This is a genomic window from Mesorhizobium sp. B2-3-4 (assembly GCF_006442315.1).
GTDB lineage: Bacteria > Pseudomonadota > Alphaproteobacteria > Rhizobiales > Rhizobiaceae > Mesorhizobium.
On record NZ_VFVY01000009.1, the window covers coordinates 219,082 to 236,770 of the forward strand.

At 56.9% G+C, this 17,689-nt stretch carries 16 protein-coding genes; 1 reads left to right on the top strand and 15 read right to left on the bottom strand.

Translation table 11 applies throughout. The features are described from left to right. Nucleotides 1–2 precede the first annotated feature (2 nt). Nucleotides 3–704, top strand: a complete 702-nt coding sequence (locus FJ967_RS16180; RefSeq protein WP_140732812.1) for an ABC transporter ATP-binding protein — start codon at nucleotides 3–5, stop codon at nucleotides 702–704. A 156-nt stretch (nucleotides 705–860) separates the two neighbouring features. On the opposite strand, the gene FJ967_RS16185 is transcribed toward FJ967_RS16180, so the two are convergent. The 15 genes from FJ967_RS16185 to FJ967_RS16255 all read right to left on the bottom strand — a co-directional run bounded on the left by FJ967_RS16185 (nucleotide 861) and on the right by FJ967_RS16255 (nucleotide 17,597). Next, on the bottom strand, nucleotides 861–1,880 hold the full coding sequence (locus tag FJ967_RS16185) for a methyltransferase domain-containing protein (protein WP_181175907.1): 1,020 nt from the start codon (nucleotides 1,878–1,880) through the stop codon (nucleotides 861–863). Continuing rightward, the gene (locus FJ967_RS16190) at nucleotides 1,840–2,559 is read right to left on the bottom strand and encodes a glycosyltransferase (protein ID WP_140732814.1); all 720 of its coding nucleotides are present in this window, start codon (nucleotides 2,557–2,559) and stop codon (nucleotides 1,840–1,842) included. The genes FJ967_RS16185 and FJ967_RS16190 overlap by 41 nt, the downstream gene beginning before the upstream one ends. Then, nucleotides 2,556–2,936 (bottom strand): hypothetical protein, encoded by a 381-nt coding sequence (locus FJ967_RS16195; RefSeq protein WP_140732815.1) that lies wholly within the window; start codon nucleotides 2,934–2,936, stop codon nucleotides 2,556–2,558. The genes FJ967_RS16190 and FJ967_RS16195 overlap by 4 nt, the downstream gene beginning before the upstream one ends. Before the next feature lie 496 nt (nucleotides 2,937–3,432). Next, on the bottom strand, nucleotides 3,433–5,403 hold the full coding sequence (locus FJ967_RS16200; protein WP_140732816.1) for a class I SAM-dependent methyltransferase: 1,971 nt from the start codon (nucleotides 5,401–5,403) through the stop codon (nucleotides 3,433–3,435). Nucleotides 5,404–5,416: 13 nt separating this feature from the next. Further along, nucleotides 5,417–6,853 carry a hypothetical protein gene (locus tag FJ967_RS16205; RefSeq protein ID WP_140732817.1) on the bottom strand — a complete coding sequence of 479 codons (1,437 nt, stop codon included), beginning with the start codon at nucleotides 6,851–6,853 and terminating at the stop codon, nucleotides 5,417–5,419. Next, nucleotides 6,850–7,758 (bottom strand): dTDP-4-dehydrorhamnose reductase, encoded by a 909-nt coding sequence (gene rfbD / locus FJ967_RS16210; protein ID WP_140732818.1) that lies wholly within the window; start codon nucleotides 7,756–7,758, stop codon nucleotides 6,850–6,852. Before rfbD ends, FJ967_RS16205 begins: the two co-directional genes overlap by 4 nt. Next, nucleotides 7,755–8,825 carry a dTDP-glucose 4,6-dehydratase gene (gene rfbB, locus FJ967_RS16215; protein WP_140732868.1) on the bottom strand — a complete coding sequence of 357 codons (1,071 nt, stop codon included), beginning with the start codon at nucleotides 8,823–8,825 and terminating at the stop codon, nucleotides 7,755–7,757. The genes rfbD and rfbB overlap by 4 nt, the downstream gene beginning before the upstream one ends. Nucleotides 8,826–8,855: 30 nt before the next feature. Continuing rightward, nucleotides 8,856–9,410, bottom strand: coding sequence for a dTDP-4-dehydrorhamnose 3,5-epimerase (gene rfbC / locus FJ967_RS16220; protein WP_140732819.1), 555 nt, complete (start codon nucleotides 9,408–9,410; stop codon nucleotides 8,856–8,858). Continuing rightward, nucleotides 9,411–10,292 carry a glucose-1-phosphate thymidylyltransferase RfbA gene (gene rfbA, locus FJ967_RS16225; protein ID WP_140732820.1) on the bottom strand — a complete coding sequence of 294 codons (882 nt, stop codon included), beginning with the start codon at nucleotides 10,290–10,292 and terminating at the stop codon, nucleotides 9,411–9,413. It abuts the gene before it with no gap. A 155-nt stretch (nucleotides 10,293–10,447) separates the two neighbouring features. Beyond that, nucleotides 10,448–11,788 carry an O-antigen ligase family protein gene (locus FJ967_RS16230; protein WP_140732821.1) on the bottom strand — a complete coding sequence of 447 codons (1,341 nt, stop codon included), beginning with the start codon at nucleotides 11,786–11,788 and terminating at the stop codon, nucleotides 10,448–10,450. Further along, nucleotides 11,785–13,044: a hypothetical protein gene (locus FJ967_RS16235; protein WP_246675281.1), complete on the bottom strand. Its 1,260-nt coding sequence runs from the start codon at nucleotides 13,042–13,044 to the stop codon at nucleotides 11,785–11,787. The genes FJ967_RS16230 and FJ967_RS16235 overlap by 4 nt, the downstream gene beginning before the upstream one ends. Continuing rightward, a complete protein-coding gene (locus FJ967_RS16240) occupies nucleotides 12,932–15,310 on the bottom strand; it encodes a polysaccharide biosynthesis tyrosine autokinase (protein WP_140732822.1) in 2,379 nt (792 codons plus the stop codon). The genes FJ967_RS16235 and FJ967_RS16240 overlap by 113 nt, the downstream gene beginning before the upstream one ends. 45 nt (nucleotides 15,311–15,355) lie before the next feature. Further along, the gene (locus tag FJ967_RS16245; RefSeq protein ID WP_246675282.1) at nucleotides 15,356–16,087 is read right to left on the bottom strand and encodes a polysaccharide biosynthesis/export family protein; all 732 of its coding nucleotides are present in this window, start codon (nucleotides 16,085–16,087) and stop codon (nucleotides 15,356–15,358) included. A gap of 41 nt (nucleotides 16,088–16,128) precedes the next feature. Next, nucleotides 16,129–16,938, bottom strand: coding sequence for a CpsB/CapC family capsule biosynthesis tyrosine phosphatase (locus tag FJ967_RS16250; RefSeq protein WP_140732824.1), 810 nt, complete (start codon nucleotides 16,936–16,938; stop codon nucleotides 16,129–16,131). Between the two features lie 122 nt (nucleotides 16,939–17,060). Further along, nucleotides 17,061–17,597, bottom strand: coding sequence for a hypothetical protein (locus tag FJ967_RS16255; RefSeq protein ID WP_140732825.1), 537 nt, complete (start codon nucleotides 17,595–17,597; stop codon nucleotides 17,061–17,063). Nucleotides 17,598–17,689: the final 92 nt, after the last annotated feature.

Sequence of the window (17,689 nt, forward strand, 5' to 3'; positions counted from 1 at the left end):
TCATGACCTCCATCGAACTGAACAATGTCAGCCTCGTCTATCGGCTGTTTGAAAAGTTGACGCTTTCGGCGCCCGGTCGACGCCGTAGCAATCTTGGTGGAAACATAGCAAAGTCCGGCACCAAACAGGTCGTGCAGGCGCTCGACGATGTCAGCTTCGAACTCAAGGCAGGCGACCGGTTGGGTCTTGTCGGTCCGAATGGCGCTGGCAAGACCACCCTGCTCAAGGTCCTGTACGGCATCTACCAGCCATCGGGCGGAAGGGTATCGATCACGGGCAAGGTCGATGCCCTGTTCAACATCAGCATAGGGTTTCGCCCTGAGGCCACCGGGCGCAGGAACATCGTGCTGAGGGGGTTGATCAGCGGCTGGACTATGGCCGAGATCGAAGAGAAGATGGAAGAAATAATCGATTTCAGCGAACTGGGCGACTTCATCGACCTGCCGTTCAAGGCGTACAGTCAAGGCATGGCGGCACGTCTGGCATTCGCAATCGCGACCGCGCTCGAACCTGAAATCCTGCTGATGGATGAATGGATTGGCGCCGGCGACGCGTCATTCCAGGAAAAAGCCAAACAACGGATGGACGAGCTGGCGGAAAAGGCCGGCATCATCGTGCTGGCCAGCCATGATGACGCGCTTATCCGCCGCGTTTGCACCAAGAAACTCACACTTCGAGCCGGCCGGGTAGAATCGCTGACTTAAAAGCCAGCGATCTTTGATATTGAGGTCGAGCCTCGACAGATCAGCTAAACCGGGCTAGTTCCCGACCCGCGTTCGTCGGCGCGTAGCAAGCCCTGGACTGTCGACCTAGAAGTGGCGGCGAACAGAAACTCTTCATCACAGGGCCAACAAATTCATTCAATCTGAAAGCAGACCACTCACGTCCAGTGGATCGTCCAAAGGTGAAAGCTTGCTCCATGCTTCAACCTGCTCGCGGATAGAATTCAATGATAACTCGCGCTTCAACGCACAGAACCTCTCGGTCGGGAGCCGTTCCGAGACAGTGGGGCGGTCGAGAATTGCCAAAAATTCACACCCCCGCGATCGAGTTAAAAGTCGGACTCGGACGTTCACCAATTCGTGAAAGTATAACTCTTCCAAAATGAGCAGGAAAACCGACGGTGTAAAAAAGTACTCATGGGCGTCGACGTAGTCTTTACTCCGGTGCCCAGCTAACGCGCTGTTCATCCGCCCTCTCGGATCTCGGCGCATAAGATGTAGTGCCGAGACGCGCCCTTGCCACCAGGCCAGAACGTTTCTGCCATCATATTCAACCGACACCTGAGATTCCTCTCGGTATAAGGCCTCGAAGCCGTGAGATTTCGAACCGCGTATGTAATCTCCAAGTACTTTTGCAGTGTCTGTAGCTGGTTGAAAAATGTCGAAACAGTATCTCTTGTCTGGAACGACGAGGACCACACGCCCACGCTCGGTAAGCATTTTCTCACAGTCGGCTATAAAACGCACGAGATCAGTCGTATGCTCGATGACGTGCGAAGCATAGATGAAATCGAATTGGCGTTCATTCAACAATGCCGAAATTGGCCCCCCGCGCCAGACATAGTCTACAGGTTCGATCAATGATGAGTCGACATTCAGAGCCTGATACTTCTCGATGAGCCCCGATTGATCGAGATGGTCAACGATTGACACATTGAAGCCATCCCGCTTGGGGAAAAGCGGCATGTAGCTCGGACCAATTTCCAAAACTGAGGACCGCTTTCCAACAAGATTTCGAACGTAGCCGCGAACGTCACCTACAATCTTATCCTGTCGCGAATCGTCACCGGAGGAAAGAAAAAACAATTCGTGCCTACTCTCTTCCATCGTCAAATACTCAGCACCCTTCAACAAACGGCACTGTAAAGTGTCGAACACCGTCTTCAAATTTACGATAGAAGTTAAACTTTGTTGAAATCATCTTCTGATTTGACCGCCAGTCTCGCATTTTTCTTTCATCAAAATTCTCCACCTTACTATCATGCTTTAATAGCATCCCATCAGTGACACCAACGTTATATCCGTGTATGTGACATCTATAAGAATAGTCTATATCGTAGCATGTAAATCCTTGTATCTCTTCCGAGAAGCGTAGCTCTCTTGCTATGCTGGCTTTTGAAGCAATAAATACTCCATCTAGAGCCTGAGCTCTCCAATTGCCCTCAGCGCGAGAGAAAACCTCCATCTTATCTGCTTGCTGAGAACGGCCACCGGGAATCACAACCCTTCCAAGCAGTTCACCCGGATCGGAGTAATACCAATTTGATGATTGGCAGCGCCGCGTCCCACATACACCAAAGACGTCGAATTCCTCGAAAGCCACAGAGAAAAAACGTTCGTAAAGCTTGAGTACCTTTATGTCGTCATGGCAGAAAAACAACCATTCACCGCCGGATCGATCAATACCGAGATTGTATCCCGATGTCATAGACCTCGCGTCAAAAATTGGAATGAATTCCAAATCGTACCCACGCTCCGATATCAGAGAAAAACTCTCCTTCATGGAGTCATACTTTTTTACATTATTTGTACACGTAATTATCGAAATAGTTGTCATATCTGATCCAAAATCGCGCTTTCCAGATCCAGTAAAAATCGATCCACACCCAGCTTAGAAGACTCCAACTCGGAGGCCCTCTGCGGCTCACCTGTATTGAATAACCTCAACGCGCTCTTGACACCCGCGTAGTCCAGCGAGCCCGAATATTCGATTATGGATTCCCTCATAACCTCTGGCCGCTGCCCCATTGGCTCAGACAGAACCACACAGCCACACGCGGCCCCGAGATAAATTCTGGGCTCAAACGAGGGCATCTCATCGGCGTGAATATTAAGGACAACCTTCGACCTTCTAAACAGGGCAGCCAAAGCTCGCCCCGACAAACCATGGGCCACCCACGCAAATTTCAAATCCGTCGAACGCAGAAAATCCATTTCCGCCACTCTATGAGGCGTCGGCTTTCCAATGAAAGCTACGTCAATCGGCCGGCGTCCGGCGCTTGAGCGGAAGGCAGACGTATCAATTGGCAAGGGTCGATAAGCATTGATCGGCCAACCTCGCCTCTCTATCGACGATCTTTTGGTCCCATCATAGTATATACTATGATGATAGCTATCCCAGCTCATTCTTTCATAAACACTACTGCGAAGTGAGCTTTCCAGAGTCTCGGAATGCCCTACTAACTGTACCGGCTCACTGAGAAATGCCACCCTCTTTCCCGGTATCGATTTCAAATATTTCTTCGGGTAAAGTTCCGGCCTATAAAATACCGTCAAATCAGGTCTGAAATTAATCATCCTAGTCAGAAACGAATAGTCCCATTCATCCACATCCAGGCAAAGAATATTACTCCTAGTCCTCCATTTCTCGGGGAAATGATTCTCGAAATAGGTAAACGGCCCAACAAATCCTATCCGCATTTCGGCACACCTATTTACCCATCAGCCTCTTGAGATACCGAAGCGGCGCGGAAACCCTCCAGCTCGTCGAACCCTCATAGTGCTGCCGGATTGTTTGAAGCTGATTCTTGTAGTGCTGCAACGCCCACTGGGCGTCGGTCAACTGCCTTCTGACATCCTGGGCATCTCCTTCGCCCGTTCGCCCAACCGGGCTAGCGACGTCCTGCTCAACCGGCACTTCGGTGGCAAGATAGGCAGAGCGAAGAGGCAGTAACTCAGCAATCTGAGACACAGTCGCACGATACGCACTGAACAAGCGCGCATCCTCTACCATCAACCTGAGATACGGATCGCTCAGGCTGTTAGATCCGACAAAGAGCACACCCAGGCCGTGCGAATGCGTAAACTCCAGCGACGGAAACTTTTGCTTGAGTTCGTCCCAAAGCCGCCATACGCCAAAGTCACGTTCACGAACACTGATGTCATGAAACATGACCACGCCCTTGTCACTCAAAACGGGCAGCCAATGTTCGTAGTCATGCTTTACGGCCTCGTATGTGTGCAATCCATCGATATGGAGCAAATCCACAGGGCGCCCTTCAAACTGAGCTCTTGCTTCGTCAAAGGTCGACCGGATCAAATGCACACCAGAGAAACTGCGATCTAAGAACGCCTGGAGGTCATCATGAATCTTATCGCCCTCGTAGCGCCCAGCATGATCATCCCCTTCCCAAGTATCCACCCCCCATAAATCGGCTTTCAAATCATAACTCTGGGCTGCCGTTGCGGCAGCAATCAGGCTGGCGCCAAAATGAACGCCGAGATCGACATAACATGCAGGTTTCAAATTTCGAAACAGCACAAACAGAAAAGGGATATGCCCTCCCCACGCCGTAAGCGGTAGTTTTCGCGGCAAGGAGAAAAGAGGGGCAATATATCTATCCTGAATCTCATCAGGGTCGAAAGAATCAACTTTGGTTCGATTCACCGCGGCTTGTTCAGATTTACTCTCACGTCCCATTACGTTCTTTCCTAGATTTTCTACAGATATCTTAGAAATAACACCACCGTCCGAAACCAGAACTGCATTCCCAGATCTGTCGAGCAAAGTTAACTCTCTTCTATTTCTGCCGGACACAGACTTACTATCCGCAATCTCCGACGAAATCTCTATCAATTTTCCTGGGTCAAATCGACTTCGAACGTACGGGAAATTGAAGTCGAGTCGAGTCGGTTTTGTTTTCGCTTTAAGATCTATCTCTGGATATAGGAGCCCGATATTATTGAGATCGCCATCCGTCAGGTTCCGCCGCTTTATAAGATCATCATGCTCTACCCAGTGAACACCGAGACGGTTCTCGTGAAGAAATTTGCTGTCTCGGACAACTTTTGCAGAAGCCCCCATCTTATTTAGGTATTTCTCTCGGAACGGAATTGGCATATGAAGCAACCCGATAGAGGATATGTTGTAGGGGTGCACGTTGCTTGGAATACCAATTACTGTATGATACCCCTGCGTGATGGTCATCTCAGGATATGAGCGATAAAATTTTCTAGAGATCCCGACCTTTGTGTACTTTGATGGCTTCGGAAGCGTAACAAAACCCTCTGTAAAACTGTCAACCCCGTCCAGATTAATAGGAACGACATTCCTCCAATTCATATTCAAATAGCCTTTGCCTTTCACGATCTCCTTCTCGAATTCACTCCTACTTGCAAACGGGAGATATTCGTCACAATCCAAGAAAAATAGAAAATCAACTTCAAATATTTCGAACGCCAACTTAGAAAATATATTTGCCAACTCGGCTTGAGGATATCCATCCGCAACTAACTTGAATACCTGAGCCCCTTTCAGTCTGTCTTCTACAAAAAGAGCGGAACCATCAACAGATGCGTGATCCACGAAGAAAGAAACGTCGAAAAATTCGTCAAGTTGATCACAAAAAGGCCCAAGAATGGCCTCTTCGTTCTTAAACATGGTAAAGCTGGCAATGCGCATGTATTCTAATCTCTCACACCTTCGTCTTCGTGCGGAACAGCGACGTCAGCCGCCACATATAACTTCTATGGACGACGTTCAGATCCTCCAGTGCTCTCTGCTTTTCACTCAGAGCCTGATCCCGCTCCAGTATCAGCCTTCTTTGATCCGCGGTGAGTGCCTCTAATTCCTTCTTCAGCAATTGAGCTTGGCTTTCTGCTTCGCTGGCTAACCGCGTTGATCGACCAGCTTCCGCGATCAACTCCGCCTCACGAGCCTTCGTAGCCCTCTCCTTCCTATCCCAATCCGCGTTCAGCGCCTCGGCTTCGGTCAGGCGCGAGTCCCGCAACTTCGCGATGTCGGCATCTCTGTTCTCGATTTCCCGTCGAAGACGCTCGAGTTCCGCGGTTTGTCTATCAATTTCTGGGGCCTGTATCGCTACAAGGTGCTGAAGTTGAGCGCGCTTTTCTGCATCCATGACCGAGCGAACGCGCATCTCAGGAAAAAACGCCTCGCCGAAGACCGGGCTGGCGCAATCGAAGGCATCTCTCACTGCATCGAGTTGCGCCGTTGCGGTAGCGTCGTTGGGATTTCTCTCCAGTGCCATCAAGGCGCTATAGGTATCCTTGACCCATTTGGTCATGCGCTGATCAGCTTCTAGCCGTGCTCTGCTGGCCACATGATGCTGATGCGCGGCAGAAAAATGCGTTGAAAGTGCCGTCTGCGCATCGTTGATCGGCCGGGGCCATTCTATTTGAAGCGTCTCGGTCATTCTTTCCACTCCCGACCGCCAACCATCGATCATATTCTCGTATGACAAGAAGACGCGCGGCTTGCCGCGTGTCGCGCACTCAGCCTCCAACTCATGACGCAACCACAGAAGCGCGCTAAACGCATAGGTAAAGCTACCTCGCTTTTCGAGCGACGCGATCACCGCAAGCGGATTGCGCTCAGTCAAGACGTATCGAACGTCGACCCGCATGCTTTCCAGAATCTCCGCATACAGAGGCACAAACCGCGAGATGCGCGGCTCCTTCATCACAAACAGGGGAGCGCTGCCGTATTCCTCGTCAATCAGCCGTGCGATTTCAGCTTTGTAGAAGCGCAAGCGTGCGGCACCAAGGTCATTCGGGTCGAATGACCGCCAATCGTCCCAACTGCTACCAGCCTCGCCCAGCATCCGGTCATGAAGCTCCATGAGCCTAACCGGCTCCCAATGCCCTGCCGGATTCGTCGGATTGGCGCCCAACATATTCTTTGGCAGTTCCGCGCCAAGCAGGCTGATCGCCCTTGTCAGCGCGCTGGTGCCCGAGCGGTGCATGCCAAGCACCATGATGCAGGTGCGCCTAGCGGTCGATTTCTTAGCGTCAGCCGGCGTCGTCTCTGCCCGCGCCTTCGCGGGCCGCTTTTGGGCGTTTTCGGGCGCAGGGACCGCATCCTGCAGATTTTCCCCTGAAGGGTGCTTGTTCATGCGGTTCGCGCCTGTTGGGTCTCGCCTATCACCAGTCGCCGCACCACCGCCTGCGCCGACTCTCGCCAGTCCGGCGCATTCCATGCGAACACATCGGCGAATTTCGCGCTCGATAGCTGTGAGTTGGCGGGGCGGCGCGCCTTGGTTGGGTAGTCCATCGTCTCGATATCCCGTACCCGCGCCCAGGAACCACCAAACTTCAGGCTTGTGTCGAGGATATGACGGGCAAAGCCGCTCCAGTTGGTGTCGCCCGTGCCGGCCAGGTGATATGTACCGAAGGCGGCGAAATCCTTGTTGCGATGCAGCATCGCCGCCGCATGCAGGATCGCGTCGGCGATATCAAGCGCGGATGTGGGATTTCCCCATTGATCCGATACCACCGAAATCTCGTTGCGGTCGGCGGCCAGCCGCAGCATGGTTTTGACGAAATTCTTGCCGAACGGGCTGTAGACCCAGGCGGTGCGCAGGATCAGGTGGCGCGGGTTGGCGGCCGCCACCGCTTGTTCGCCGGCAAGCTTGGACGCGCCGTAGACGCCGAGCGGCGCCGTCGGGTCGGTTTCGACATAGGCGTCGGCCTTGGTTCCATCGAAGACATAATCAGTCGACAGATGGATCACCGGTACGCCCAGGCGCGCGGCGGCCTCGGCGACCTTTCCCGCGCCGGTCGCATTCACCGCGAAGGCCAGATCGGGTTCGTCCTCGGCCTGGTCCACGGCGGTATAGGCGGCAGCGGACACGACGATGTCGGGGCTGGCGGCGGCGATGACGTCGATGATGGTGTCGGGCCTTGCCAGATCGATCTGCGGCCGGCCGACGGGGACGATCTGCGCGTCCGCGCGCGCCTGGCCGGCCTCCAGCAGGCTTGTCGCGACCTGGCCGTCGCGTCCGGTGACGAGGAGCCTCACGCGCCCACCTTGCGGGCTTCGCCCAATCTTTCGCCGGCATAGCGCTGTTCGCGGATCGGGCCCCACCACCATTTGTTGTCGAGGAACCAGTCCACGGTCCGCGCCAGGCCGCTGTCGAAATTCTCTCGGGGCGACCAGCCGAGCTCGCGGCCTATCTTGGTGGCGTCGATGGCGTAGCGGCGGTCGTGGCCGGGGCGGTCGGTGACGAACGAGATCAGCTCACGATAGCGCCTGCCGCCGGCGCGCGGGCGCCTGGTGTCGAGCAGGTCGCAGATCGTCTCGACGACGGCAAGGTTGGTGCGCTCCGAATTGCCGCCGACATTGTAGCTCTCGCCCGGCGCACCCTTGGTGGCGACGAGTTCCAGGGCTCGCGCGTGATCCTCGACAAACAGCCAGTCGCGCACATTGGCGCCGGCGCCATAGACCGGCAGCGGCTTTTCGTCGAGCGCGTTGAGGATGACGAGCGGGATCAGCTTCTCGGGGAAATGATAGGGACCGTAATTGTTCGAACAGTTGGAAAGCACGACCGGCAGGCCGTAGGTCTCATGCCAGGCGCGCACCAGATGGTCCGAGGCCGCCTTCGAGGCGGAATAGGGCGAGGACGGCGCGTAGGGCGTCTCCTCGACGAACATGCCGCCGTCGAAAGGCAGGTCGCCGAACACCTCGTCGGTGGAAACGTGATGGAAGCGGAAGCGGCTTTTCCTGTCGTCGGAAAGGCCACGCCAGTATTCCAGCGCGGCGTTGAGGATCTTGTAGGTGCCGACGATGTTGGTCTCGATGAAGGCGCCCGGTCCATCGATGGAGCGGTCGACATGACTTTCGGCGGCAAGGTTCATGACGATATCGATATCGTCGCGGCGCAGGAGATCGAGCACCGCGCGCTCGTCGCAGATGTCGGCCTGGGCGAAGCTGTAATTGTGGGCATTCTCGATCGGTCGCAGCGAGGCCAGATTGCCCGCATAGGTCAGCTTGTCCAGATTGGTCACCCGGTAGGCCGGATTGGCGCACAGATGCCGGCATACCGCCGAACCGATGAAGCCGGCACCGCCCGTCACCAGAAAATTCATGCCCCTGTCCTCATGCACCACCAGCTCCTATCAGGCGAACATCTCGGCCATGGCCAGCGCCGGCGCCTTGAGATCCTTGTCCGAAAGCTGGAACCCGCCGGCCAGCGACGGCCATTCGATGCCGATGGCGGGATCGTCGAAACGGATCGACCGGTCATGTTCGGGTGAATAGGTGTCGGTCACCTTGTACAGCACCTCGGTGTCGGGCACGAGCGTGACGAAGCCATGCGCGAAGCCTTTTGGCACCAGGATCTGGTTGCCCTTGTCGGCCGACACTTCGAGGCCGACCCATTTTCCGAAGGTTTTCGAAGCGCATCGGATATCGACCGCGACATCGAGAATGCTGCCTCTGACGACCCGCAGCAGCTTGTCCTGGGCGCGCGGCGCGAGCTGGTAGTGAAGCCCGCGCAAAACGCCGGCGGCGGCGGAATAGGAGTGGTTGTCCTGCACGAAGACCAGGTCGATGCCGGCCTGCGAAAAGCGTTCGGCATTGTAGGTTTCCATGAAGAAACCGCGGGCGTCGCCATGGCGCTTGGGAGTGATTTCCAGCACGCCGTCGATGCCAAGGGACCTGACCTCCAGCATCTAGCCCTCCGACAGGTCGGCGACGCGCCGGCGCAGATAGGCGGCATATTCGTTCTTGCCCAGGCGGCTGGCGCGATCCAACACCTTGTCGGCCGTCAGCCAACCCTGCTCGAAGGCGATTTCCTCCGGGCAGGCGACCTTGATGCCCTGGCGATGCTCGATGGTGCGCACGAAGGAGGAGGCCTCGTGCAGGCTGTCATGCGTGCCGGTGTCGAGCCAGGCGTAGCCGCGGCCCAGCCGGTGCACATGCAATTGGCCGCGTTCGAGATAGACGTTGTTGACCGCGGTGATCTCGATCTCGCCTCGCGCCGATGGACGGATGGTAGGCGCGATGTCGACGACGTCGTTGTCGTAGAAATAGAGGCCGGTAACGGCCCAGTTGGACTTCGGCTTTTGCGGCTTTTCCTCGATCGTCAGCGCGGTTCCGGTCGCCTTGTCGAAGGACACCACGCCGTAGCGTTCGGGATCCTCGACGTGATAGGCAAACACCGACGCGCCGGTCTCGCGCGAAGCCGCGGCGCGGCAAAGCTGCGACAGCCCGTCGCCGAAATAGATGTTGTCGCCCAGGATCATCGACACGCTGTCCTTGCCGATGAACTCGCGGCCGATGATGAAGGCTTCGGCAAGACCATTGGGCTGCGGTTGCTCGGCGTAGGATAGTGAGAGCCCGAAATCCGACCCATCGCCCAGCAACCCGTGGAAAGCCGGCAGATCACGCGGCGTCGAAATGATCAGAATCTCTCGAATTCCGGCGAGCATCAGCACGCTCAGCGGATAATAAATCATCGGCTTGTCGTATATGGGAAGAATTTGCTTAGAGACTGCTAATGTTAGCGGATAAAGACGCGTTCCACTGCCTCCAGCAAGGATAATTCCTTTCAAGAAGCTCTCCTCGACATGCCAAAGCCCCCCGGCCCTAAGTGCCTGTGCTTAGGTTTCATGCATTGGCTTGTCAATGCGGCACACGACAAACCCATTGGCCATGATTGATACCCGCCTTTGTGCGCCCCCTCCCCACCGGCTGAACCTGTCCGATCCTATCTCGGCAAGGCCGAGGCCCTGGCCGGGACGAGCAGATTGTCCTCGTCACGCCGGCCGGCCCTGGCCGCTTCGTTCCTCTGGTCGAGCCGATTGGCAAATCCACTGTGAAAGACGATCCCGTTCAAATAGGCGAACGTCATCGCGAGAGCCGCGGTCCGCAACGGATAATCGACGAGAGAGTGGACGAGAAGGAACGATATCGAAAGAAAGGCGGCTTTCTGCAACGGTTCTCTGCGAATTCCCACGGACGATATGGACAGAAGCACCGCATAGGCAACCAGCAGCAAAACCACCGGCGCGCCTCCCTCCAGCGCCAATTCCAAATAGTCGTTGTGCGCATGGTTCACATAGGATTTGAAGATCATGCTGCCTTTTTCATAGATCTGATAAACCTTCTGAAAGGCACCAAATCCCACACCGATGGTCCAGTTCTGTTCAATTCCCGCAATCGTGGTCCGCGCGAATTCGGCTCTTCCGAAGGCCGGGTCGACCACCTTGGCATCGATCTTTGCCCACGCCCCGATCGTGTAGATCGAAAGGCCGATGAAAACGGCCAGAATGCCATAACCCCCAAGCCTGGAGCGGGCAGACAGGAAGACAATGGAAATTGCGGTGATCGCCAGTCCGATCAGGATGCCTGCCCGCGAACCGGCGGCCAGGAGAAGCAGCAGGAGTGTTATCAGCCCGAGCGCCCCGGACAGAAGGTGGCCGCGGAACAGGCCGTAATAAACCACGAAGGGGATGGAGACGAACAGCAAGGCCGAGAAATGGTTCTGATTGGCAAAGAGGCCCGCATTGATCGTAAACGGCAGCAACCCCTCGATGGCGACGGTATCGGAAAGCGAATACTGGATCGCCGCCGCCAGGCCATTGCAGATCACGCCCATGAAAAAGAACGGGAGAAGACCGTGGACCTGCTCGGCACGCAGGCGCAGGACGCCGAGAAAGAATGCGGCGGCGGCAACGAAATAGAGCATGCACTCGACCGTGCGCCCGACGCCGACGCTGCCAAAGCGCAAACGGGTTGCGCCATCCAGCCACGGATCTGCAAGCAACACCGCGGGCCGCAACCCCTCGAACAGGGTCGCGGGCAGCGGCACGAGCTGAAAACAGAACACCGCAAGGGCAAGAACAAGCAACCACAAGATGACGCGGGGAATGGGCTGCCGGGACGGTCTCGAGAGAATGGCCGCGGCGCAGACAATCGCCGCAACCTCGATCAGCGTCTCGGTGTAGAGGCCGCTGGCTGTGCCGCCGCCGATCAGCAGGGACAGAAAGAGGACTGATCCAAGCGCATATTTGTCCCACTCCGCAGGCCGTCGCGACCGTTCTCTCACGACGAGACCCTTTCGATGCTCAATTTGTGCATGACCAACGTTCCTACATATCGGAACCGCCAACTCTCGGCGATCGCTGCCGTTTCCAACCTCAGCAACTGGATTGGGCATGCGGCCGGCTCAATCGTGAAGTCGAGGCTCAGGCTGCGCCTGTTGAAGGTGCCTTCCGGTATGTTGAAGCGCGCTATTTCGCGTGAAGGGTCGGCGCATCTGAGGGACCAGAACAAATCCTTTGGCAGTTTGAGGTTCGTGGCCGAAGCGTTCAGGGACATCCTGTAGGAACCAGGGGGCAGTTCGATGAATTGCTGGAGTGCCGCGTTCTTGACCGGCGTGTTCAGAAACCGGATCGTCGCTCCGCGGTCGCCTTCACCCGCGTCCTGCGACCCGGCGAAAGTGATCTCCAGGCCGGACCGCTCATGTACCACCCAGTCGAATGGTTTGCCGCTGTGAACCGGCTCGAAGCCACCATTGAAAATGTAGCCGCCCAGTTTGCGCTCCGCATCAGACAGGCTGAAAAGAAAGAGCCGATAGGCCGAGCCATACTGTTTCTGCCTGATATAGCCATCGATCACGGCCGACAATTCGTTGGACGTCGGAGGCGCCGGAGACCTGGCGAGATCAAGCAGCAACCGGTTTGCGGCCGCCAGCCCTTGGGGATTCTGGCCAAGAGTGGAAAAGAGCTTGCCACGCCATGGCGCTTCCGCGCTGATAGCGGCGAGCACGGCCCCATACCCCAGGGGATTTGAGAGAATGGCCGGCCAGCCGGTTGCCACGGCTGAAAACTGATCGGGCCACCGGCGCAACAAGATATCGATCTCGGCCACTGCCCTCACCAGGTCGCCCGTCTCGACGGAGCGGTCGATGGATCTCTGCAACGCGTGTATTTCGGTCTTGGACAGCATTCGAGCCTGGTCAAAGAGCTCGAACGCCTGATCCTTCTCCCCCTGGCGATACCTGATCTCGCCGATCAGGCTGTAAAGGCGCGCATCCGCGACATTGAAGCGGAGCGCATTTCCAGCCTTCACGGCCAACCCGTCGAGATCGGCCCCCCCGTTAGTCTGGTTCAGCTCGGCCGTAATGTCTCCGATCAAGGCATCCACGTTCAACGGATCGAGCGCGAGAGAGACGCTCGGCGCTCCAGTCTCAAGAAGACGACTTAGCCCGGTCGACGAAGCCATCAACACCAGAACGGAGGCGACGAACCAAACGCTTGAACGCAGGAGACTTTGCATGCGCGGGCTGGTCTGCTCCACCATCGACTTTGCCCTCAATTTTCGGGGTGCTCGTGCCGTACTCGTAGTACTGGTAGTTCATGTATTTGTAGGCGTAGTTGTAGTCGAACTTGTTCACCGAGAATTTCGACATCGCAGCCCCGATGACATTGGCTCCGGCTGCGCGCAGACGCTTCAGGGCCGTTTTGGCGGATTTGCGGGTTACCTGGTTGGTGGAAATGACCATCAGCGTACCTTCGGCAAGCCGGCTGAGGATCGGTGCATCCGAAAGCCCGACGACCGGCGGCGCGTCGATGATGACCAGATCGAAACGCTTGCCGAGATTCGTGATGATCAGGGCCATTTTGGGCGAAGAGAGCAGGTCCGCCGGGTTCGGCGGTATGGTCCCCGATGTCAGAACAGTCACGTTGGGGTATTTCGTTGCTCTGAAGATGCCAGGCAGATCCTCCTTGCGAACGGTGTTCGTCAGGAGATTGCTCAGGCCGATCGCGTTGTCGAGGCCGAACAGCCGATGCAGGTTCGGTTTGCGCAGATCACCGTCGACAAGCAAAACCTTGGCGCCGAGGGCGGCGAAATCCTGGCCAAGCTTGAGCGAGGTGGTTGATTTGCCCTCCGAAGGCTCGGAGCTGGTTACCAGCAGCGAACGCGGCGCCCCTTCCGCTCCGGAAAATTGCAGCGACGTCCGCAGCGAACGATAGGCCTCCGAAAGTCCCGATTTCTGATCGGCTATGCTGGCTACCAGTTCGCGGTCGTCGACGAGCGGCAAGATGCCGAGCATAGCCAGTCCGAGCTCTTTCTCGACCTGCTCGGGATTGGTGAAGGTGTTGTTCAGCAATTCGACGAGGTAGATGATCGATGCGCTCAAGGCCATGAAAAGCGCAAGCGCGATCGCAAGATTGATGCTGAGGCGAGGAGAATAAGGGCTCACGGGCTGGGTCGCGAAATCGACTACGGCGGCGGTTTGGGTCTTGAGCTCCGAACTCACGCCGACTTCATTCAGTTTGGCGATCAGGCCGTCATATTGCGACCGGTTGGAATCGACCTCGCGCTTGAGGATCGTGTATTTGATGTTCTTGTCGTTGAAGACGATCTGCTGCTTTTCCAGCTCCGCGAGCTTGGCCTTGAGATCGGCTTCCTTGTCTTGTGCCTCCTGATATTTCAACCGCAGCGAATCGGTTATCGCCAGCACGCCATTGTTGTAGACCCGTTGCAGTTCCTTGATCTGCGACTGCAGCTGCTGCATTTCCGGAAAGCCGGGTTTCAGAATGCCCAATTTCTGCTGGTATTGGCCTGTGAGGTCCGCCAGCTTCTCGCTGAGCTTCTGCAGGCCTTCGCTCTCCAGGACCGGACCGAGGCTGGCGCCACGTCCCTTGTCTATCTGGTCGACCATGCGCCCGGCATCGAGACGGTCCTGGATCGCGGTAGCGAGTGCCGTGTTGAGAGCCTCGATGTTCGATCCGATCAGCGACTTGTCGCCACCGGTGACGGTGATGCCGGCATCCTTGGCATAGGCGACCAGTTCCTCCTCCGACTTCTGCAGCTTCTGTTTGACCTGCAGGACCTGTTCCTGAATGAACTGCCTTGCCAGATCCGATGTCTCGCTGGTCTGGTCGAGACGCTGATCGATGAAGCTCTGCGCGACCTGATTGGCGACATCGCTCGCATATCTGGGCTTCTGGTCGGCGAAGGTGATCGACAACAGGCTGGTGTTCGTCACCAGATTGACCGTCAGGTCATCCAGAACGCGCTTGATCGCCATGGCTTCGCGCTCTTCAGGCGTCTTTTCCTGGATCGACGGCGATTTGGAAATCCCGAAGGCACGGTAGAAGATGTTACTGACCGAGAAACTCGGGGTCGGAAACAGGAAGTCAGGCTTCTCGGCGAGCCCCAGCTGAAACACGACACGCTGCGCCAGAGCCCTGCTCTTCAACTTCTCGCGGGCTGTCAGGAAAGCCCGCACGTCGCTGTTTTCGGAGACCACCTCGATGTCCTGGAAGACCTTTGCCGAAGGGACCAGGACTTCCAGCTGCGTCGTGGCCTGATATTTCGGTGTCTGCATCATCGTCACGATGACGCCGGCGACAAGGCCCGCCACGGCCATCATGACGATCAGCCAGCGATACTGGACGACATAGAAGAGCAAACGAAGCGGATTGAAGCGCTCGTCCTGGGCGGCATAGTCACGGCCATACGGGCTATAGTTCTGAGCCCCGTCGTAATAGAGGTCCGCGGACAGGGCTTGAGCTTGTCCGGGGCCGGCAATCTGGTACTGCCTGTTGCGATCGAGCATGGCGCAAGGTGATCCTGGGTTTGTCCGCGGCCGGCCGTGCCTGCCTTACGGAATGACCGCAATGCGGGCCGCGCTCGAGGCGAGACCCAGGGCATCCTTCAGATTGTTCATCGCGATTTTCGACTTCGAAGCGAACACGACGATCACATCACCGCCGTAAATGCGCGGGTTGCGATTCTTGCCGGCGCGTATGTCCTCGACGTTGTAGTTCGCGACCAGCTTGTTCTGACCGAGATTGCGGTAGACGAAGACCTTGCCGGCATCGCCGACGGCATTGAAGCCACCGGCAAGCGCGATCGCATCCAGCAGGGACGCATTGCTGGACACCGGATAGATACCAGCCCTGTTGACTTCGCCGTCGACCGTAATGCGTTGGCCGACCGACTCTTTCACGAAAATCGTCACGTCGGGCGATTGCAGGTATTTTGCGCCGTACGCGGTCTCGATTTCCTTCTCGAGCTGGCGGACGGTCTTGCCTGCAGCGGTCAGCGTGCCGATGAGCGGAAGGGAAATCTGTCCGCCGGCGTCGACCTGGACGGTCCTGTTCAAATTATCGACCTGGAAGACGCTCACTTCAAGCACGTCGTTGGCCGACAGCGGCTGCTCGCTGCCATTTTGCGTGTTTTGAGGTGCCGGCAAGTCCTTCACCACCTGCAAGGCGCCGCCGCCGGCAAGGGCGGTTGAAGACGATGTCGGATGCAACGCTTCGACGGGACTCGTCGATGATGTCGAAGACGAATTCGCGCAGCCTGAGAGCGCAAGCAATGCGACCAGCACCGAAATGCCTGCATTGCTCCTCGCAAGATCGAAAATGCCCATCACAGAGACCCGCTCTTGAACAGCCGGCCCAATCCGCCGAAACGGCCCGCGCTGTTGGCACCCAATTTCTTGGTGCTCACTTTTCCAATGGGCGCCAGCGGCTGATTCTGCAATATCGCACCCGGGCGTTTCACCGCCATATTGTAGGCTTCATCTTCGCCGCACCGATTTGCGATGGCGACAACGGCCTGGGAAAGCCCTGGCCTGCGTCTGGACGGGCTGTGGGCGTCGGATGCGATGATGTCCACCCTGCCCTCGTCGAGCAGCTTTTCCGAGTAGTACAGTGCGGTTCGGCCAAAGGCTCCCGTGACCGAATCCGCCGTGAGCTGGATAAGGCATCCCAATGCGTTCAACCGCTCGACCACGTCATAGTTCGATTTGATCCACGTCAGCCGTTCAGGATGGGTAAGGATCGGAACATAGCCGGCGCCAATCAGTCGGGAGGCGAGATTCTCCAGGCGCGGCGGCAAGATGTGGTGCGGCGGTTCGAAAAGGAAATATCGCGACCGGTTCAAGGTCGGCACCTTGCCGAGCCTCAGCCGGTCGGGAAGATCGGGCGAGACATGAACGTCGGCTCCGACATACAGGGTAAGCGGGATGCTGGCGCGGGCAAGTTCCCGGACCAATAGTTCGACTGCCTCGGCAATATTTGCCGTGCCGTTCTCATAGACACCGGGCATGACATGCGGCGTGCACACCATGTGTGTTGTCCCATCAGCCACCGCCAGCCGCGCCATCTCAAGCGATTCAGCCAGACTGGAAGAGCCATCGTCGAGACCAGGCAGGATATGGGAATGCAGGTCGATCATTGGCGTTTCTGTCTGCATGGAGGCAAAGCCAGACCGTTGCCTCGACAAAATACAAATGCGTCACCCGCATTGCGGCGAATGACGCATTTCACAATCACGCGGTACAGGAACGCTGGGGCCGACTAGCGGCTGACGGCGTCATCGTCATCCTGAAGGCCGAGAATAAGTGCCGCACCGCCGCCAACCGCACCGGCACCCAAAAGAACCGGCAAAACGCCAGGTTCGGAGCCGGTCGGGACGACGGCGGCCTGCGGCGCCTCGAACGATACGCACATCCCACCCTCGACGGGATCGACCTTGACGGTCACATTCGGTGGAACGTCGAATGCACAATTGGTACCGACGACCAGTGAGGCGGAAGCCTGCGCCCCGGTCATGATGCGTGCGCCCGAATAGACCGGCGCTTCTGCATTGACGCCGGCATAGCCGCCAGCCTGCGACATCTGGACATCACCGCGGACCTGGGTCAGTTGACCGACAACACTTCCCGAAACCGGCATGGCGGCAAGGCAGGAACACTGCGTGGCCTGTGCGAACGCTGCCGATCCGGCAAACAGGACGCTTCCAGCTGCGAGCGTCACAAAAGCAAAAACAACCCCTACCCGACCCGACATTTCCACCCCTTCGAACCAGCTATTCCCCCGCCAGGAACGGCTCACACACTATTTCACCCAGCAATAATCCAATATGGTTAACGAACTCGTCCAAACATACCTGCGTCGTATCCGGCCTACCGCCGCCGACCACCGCC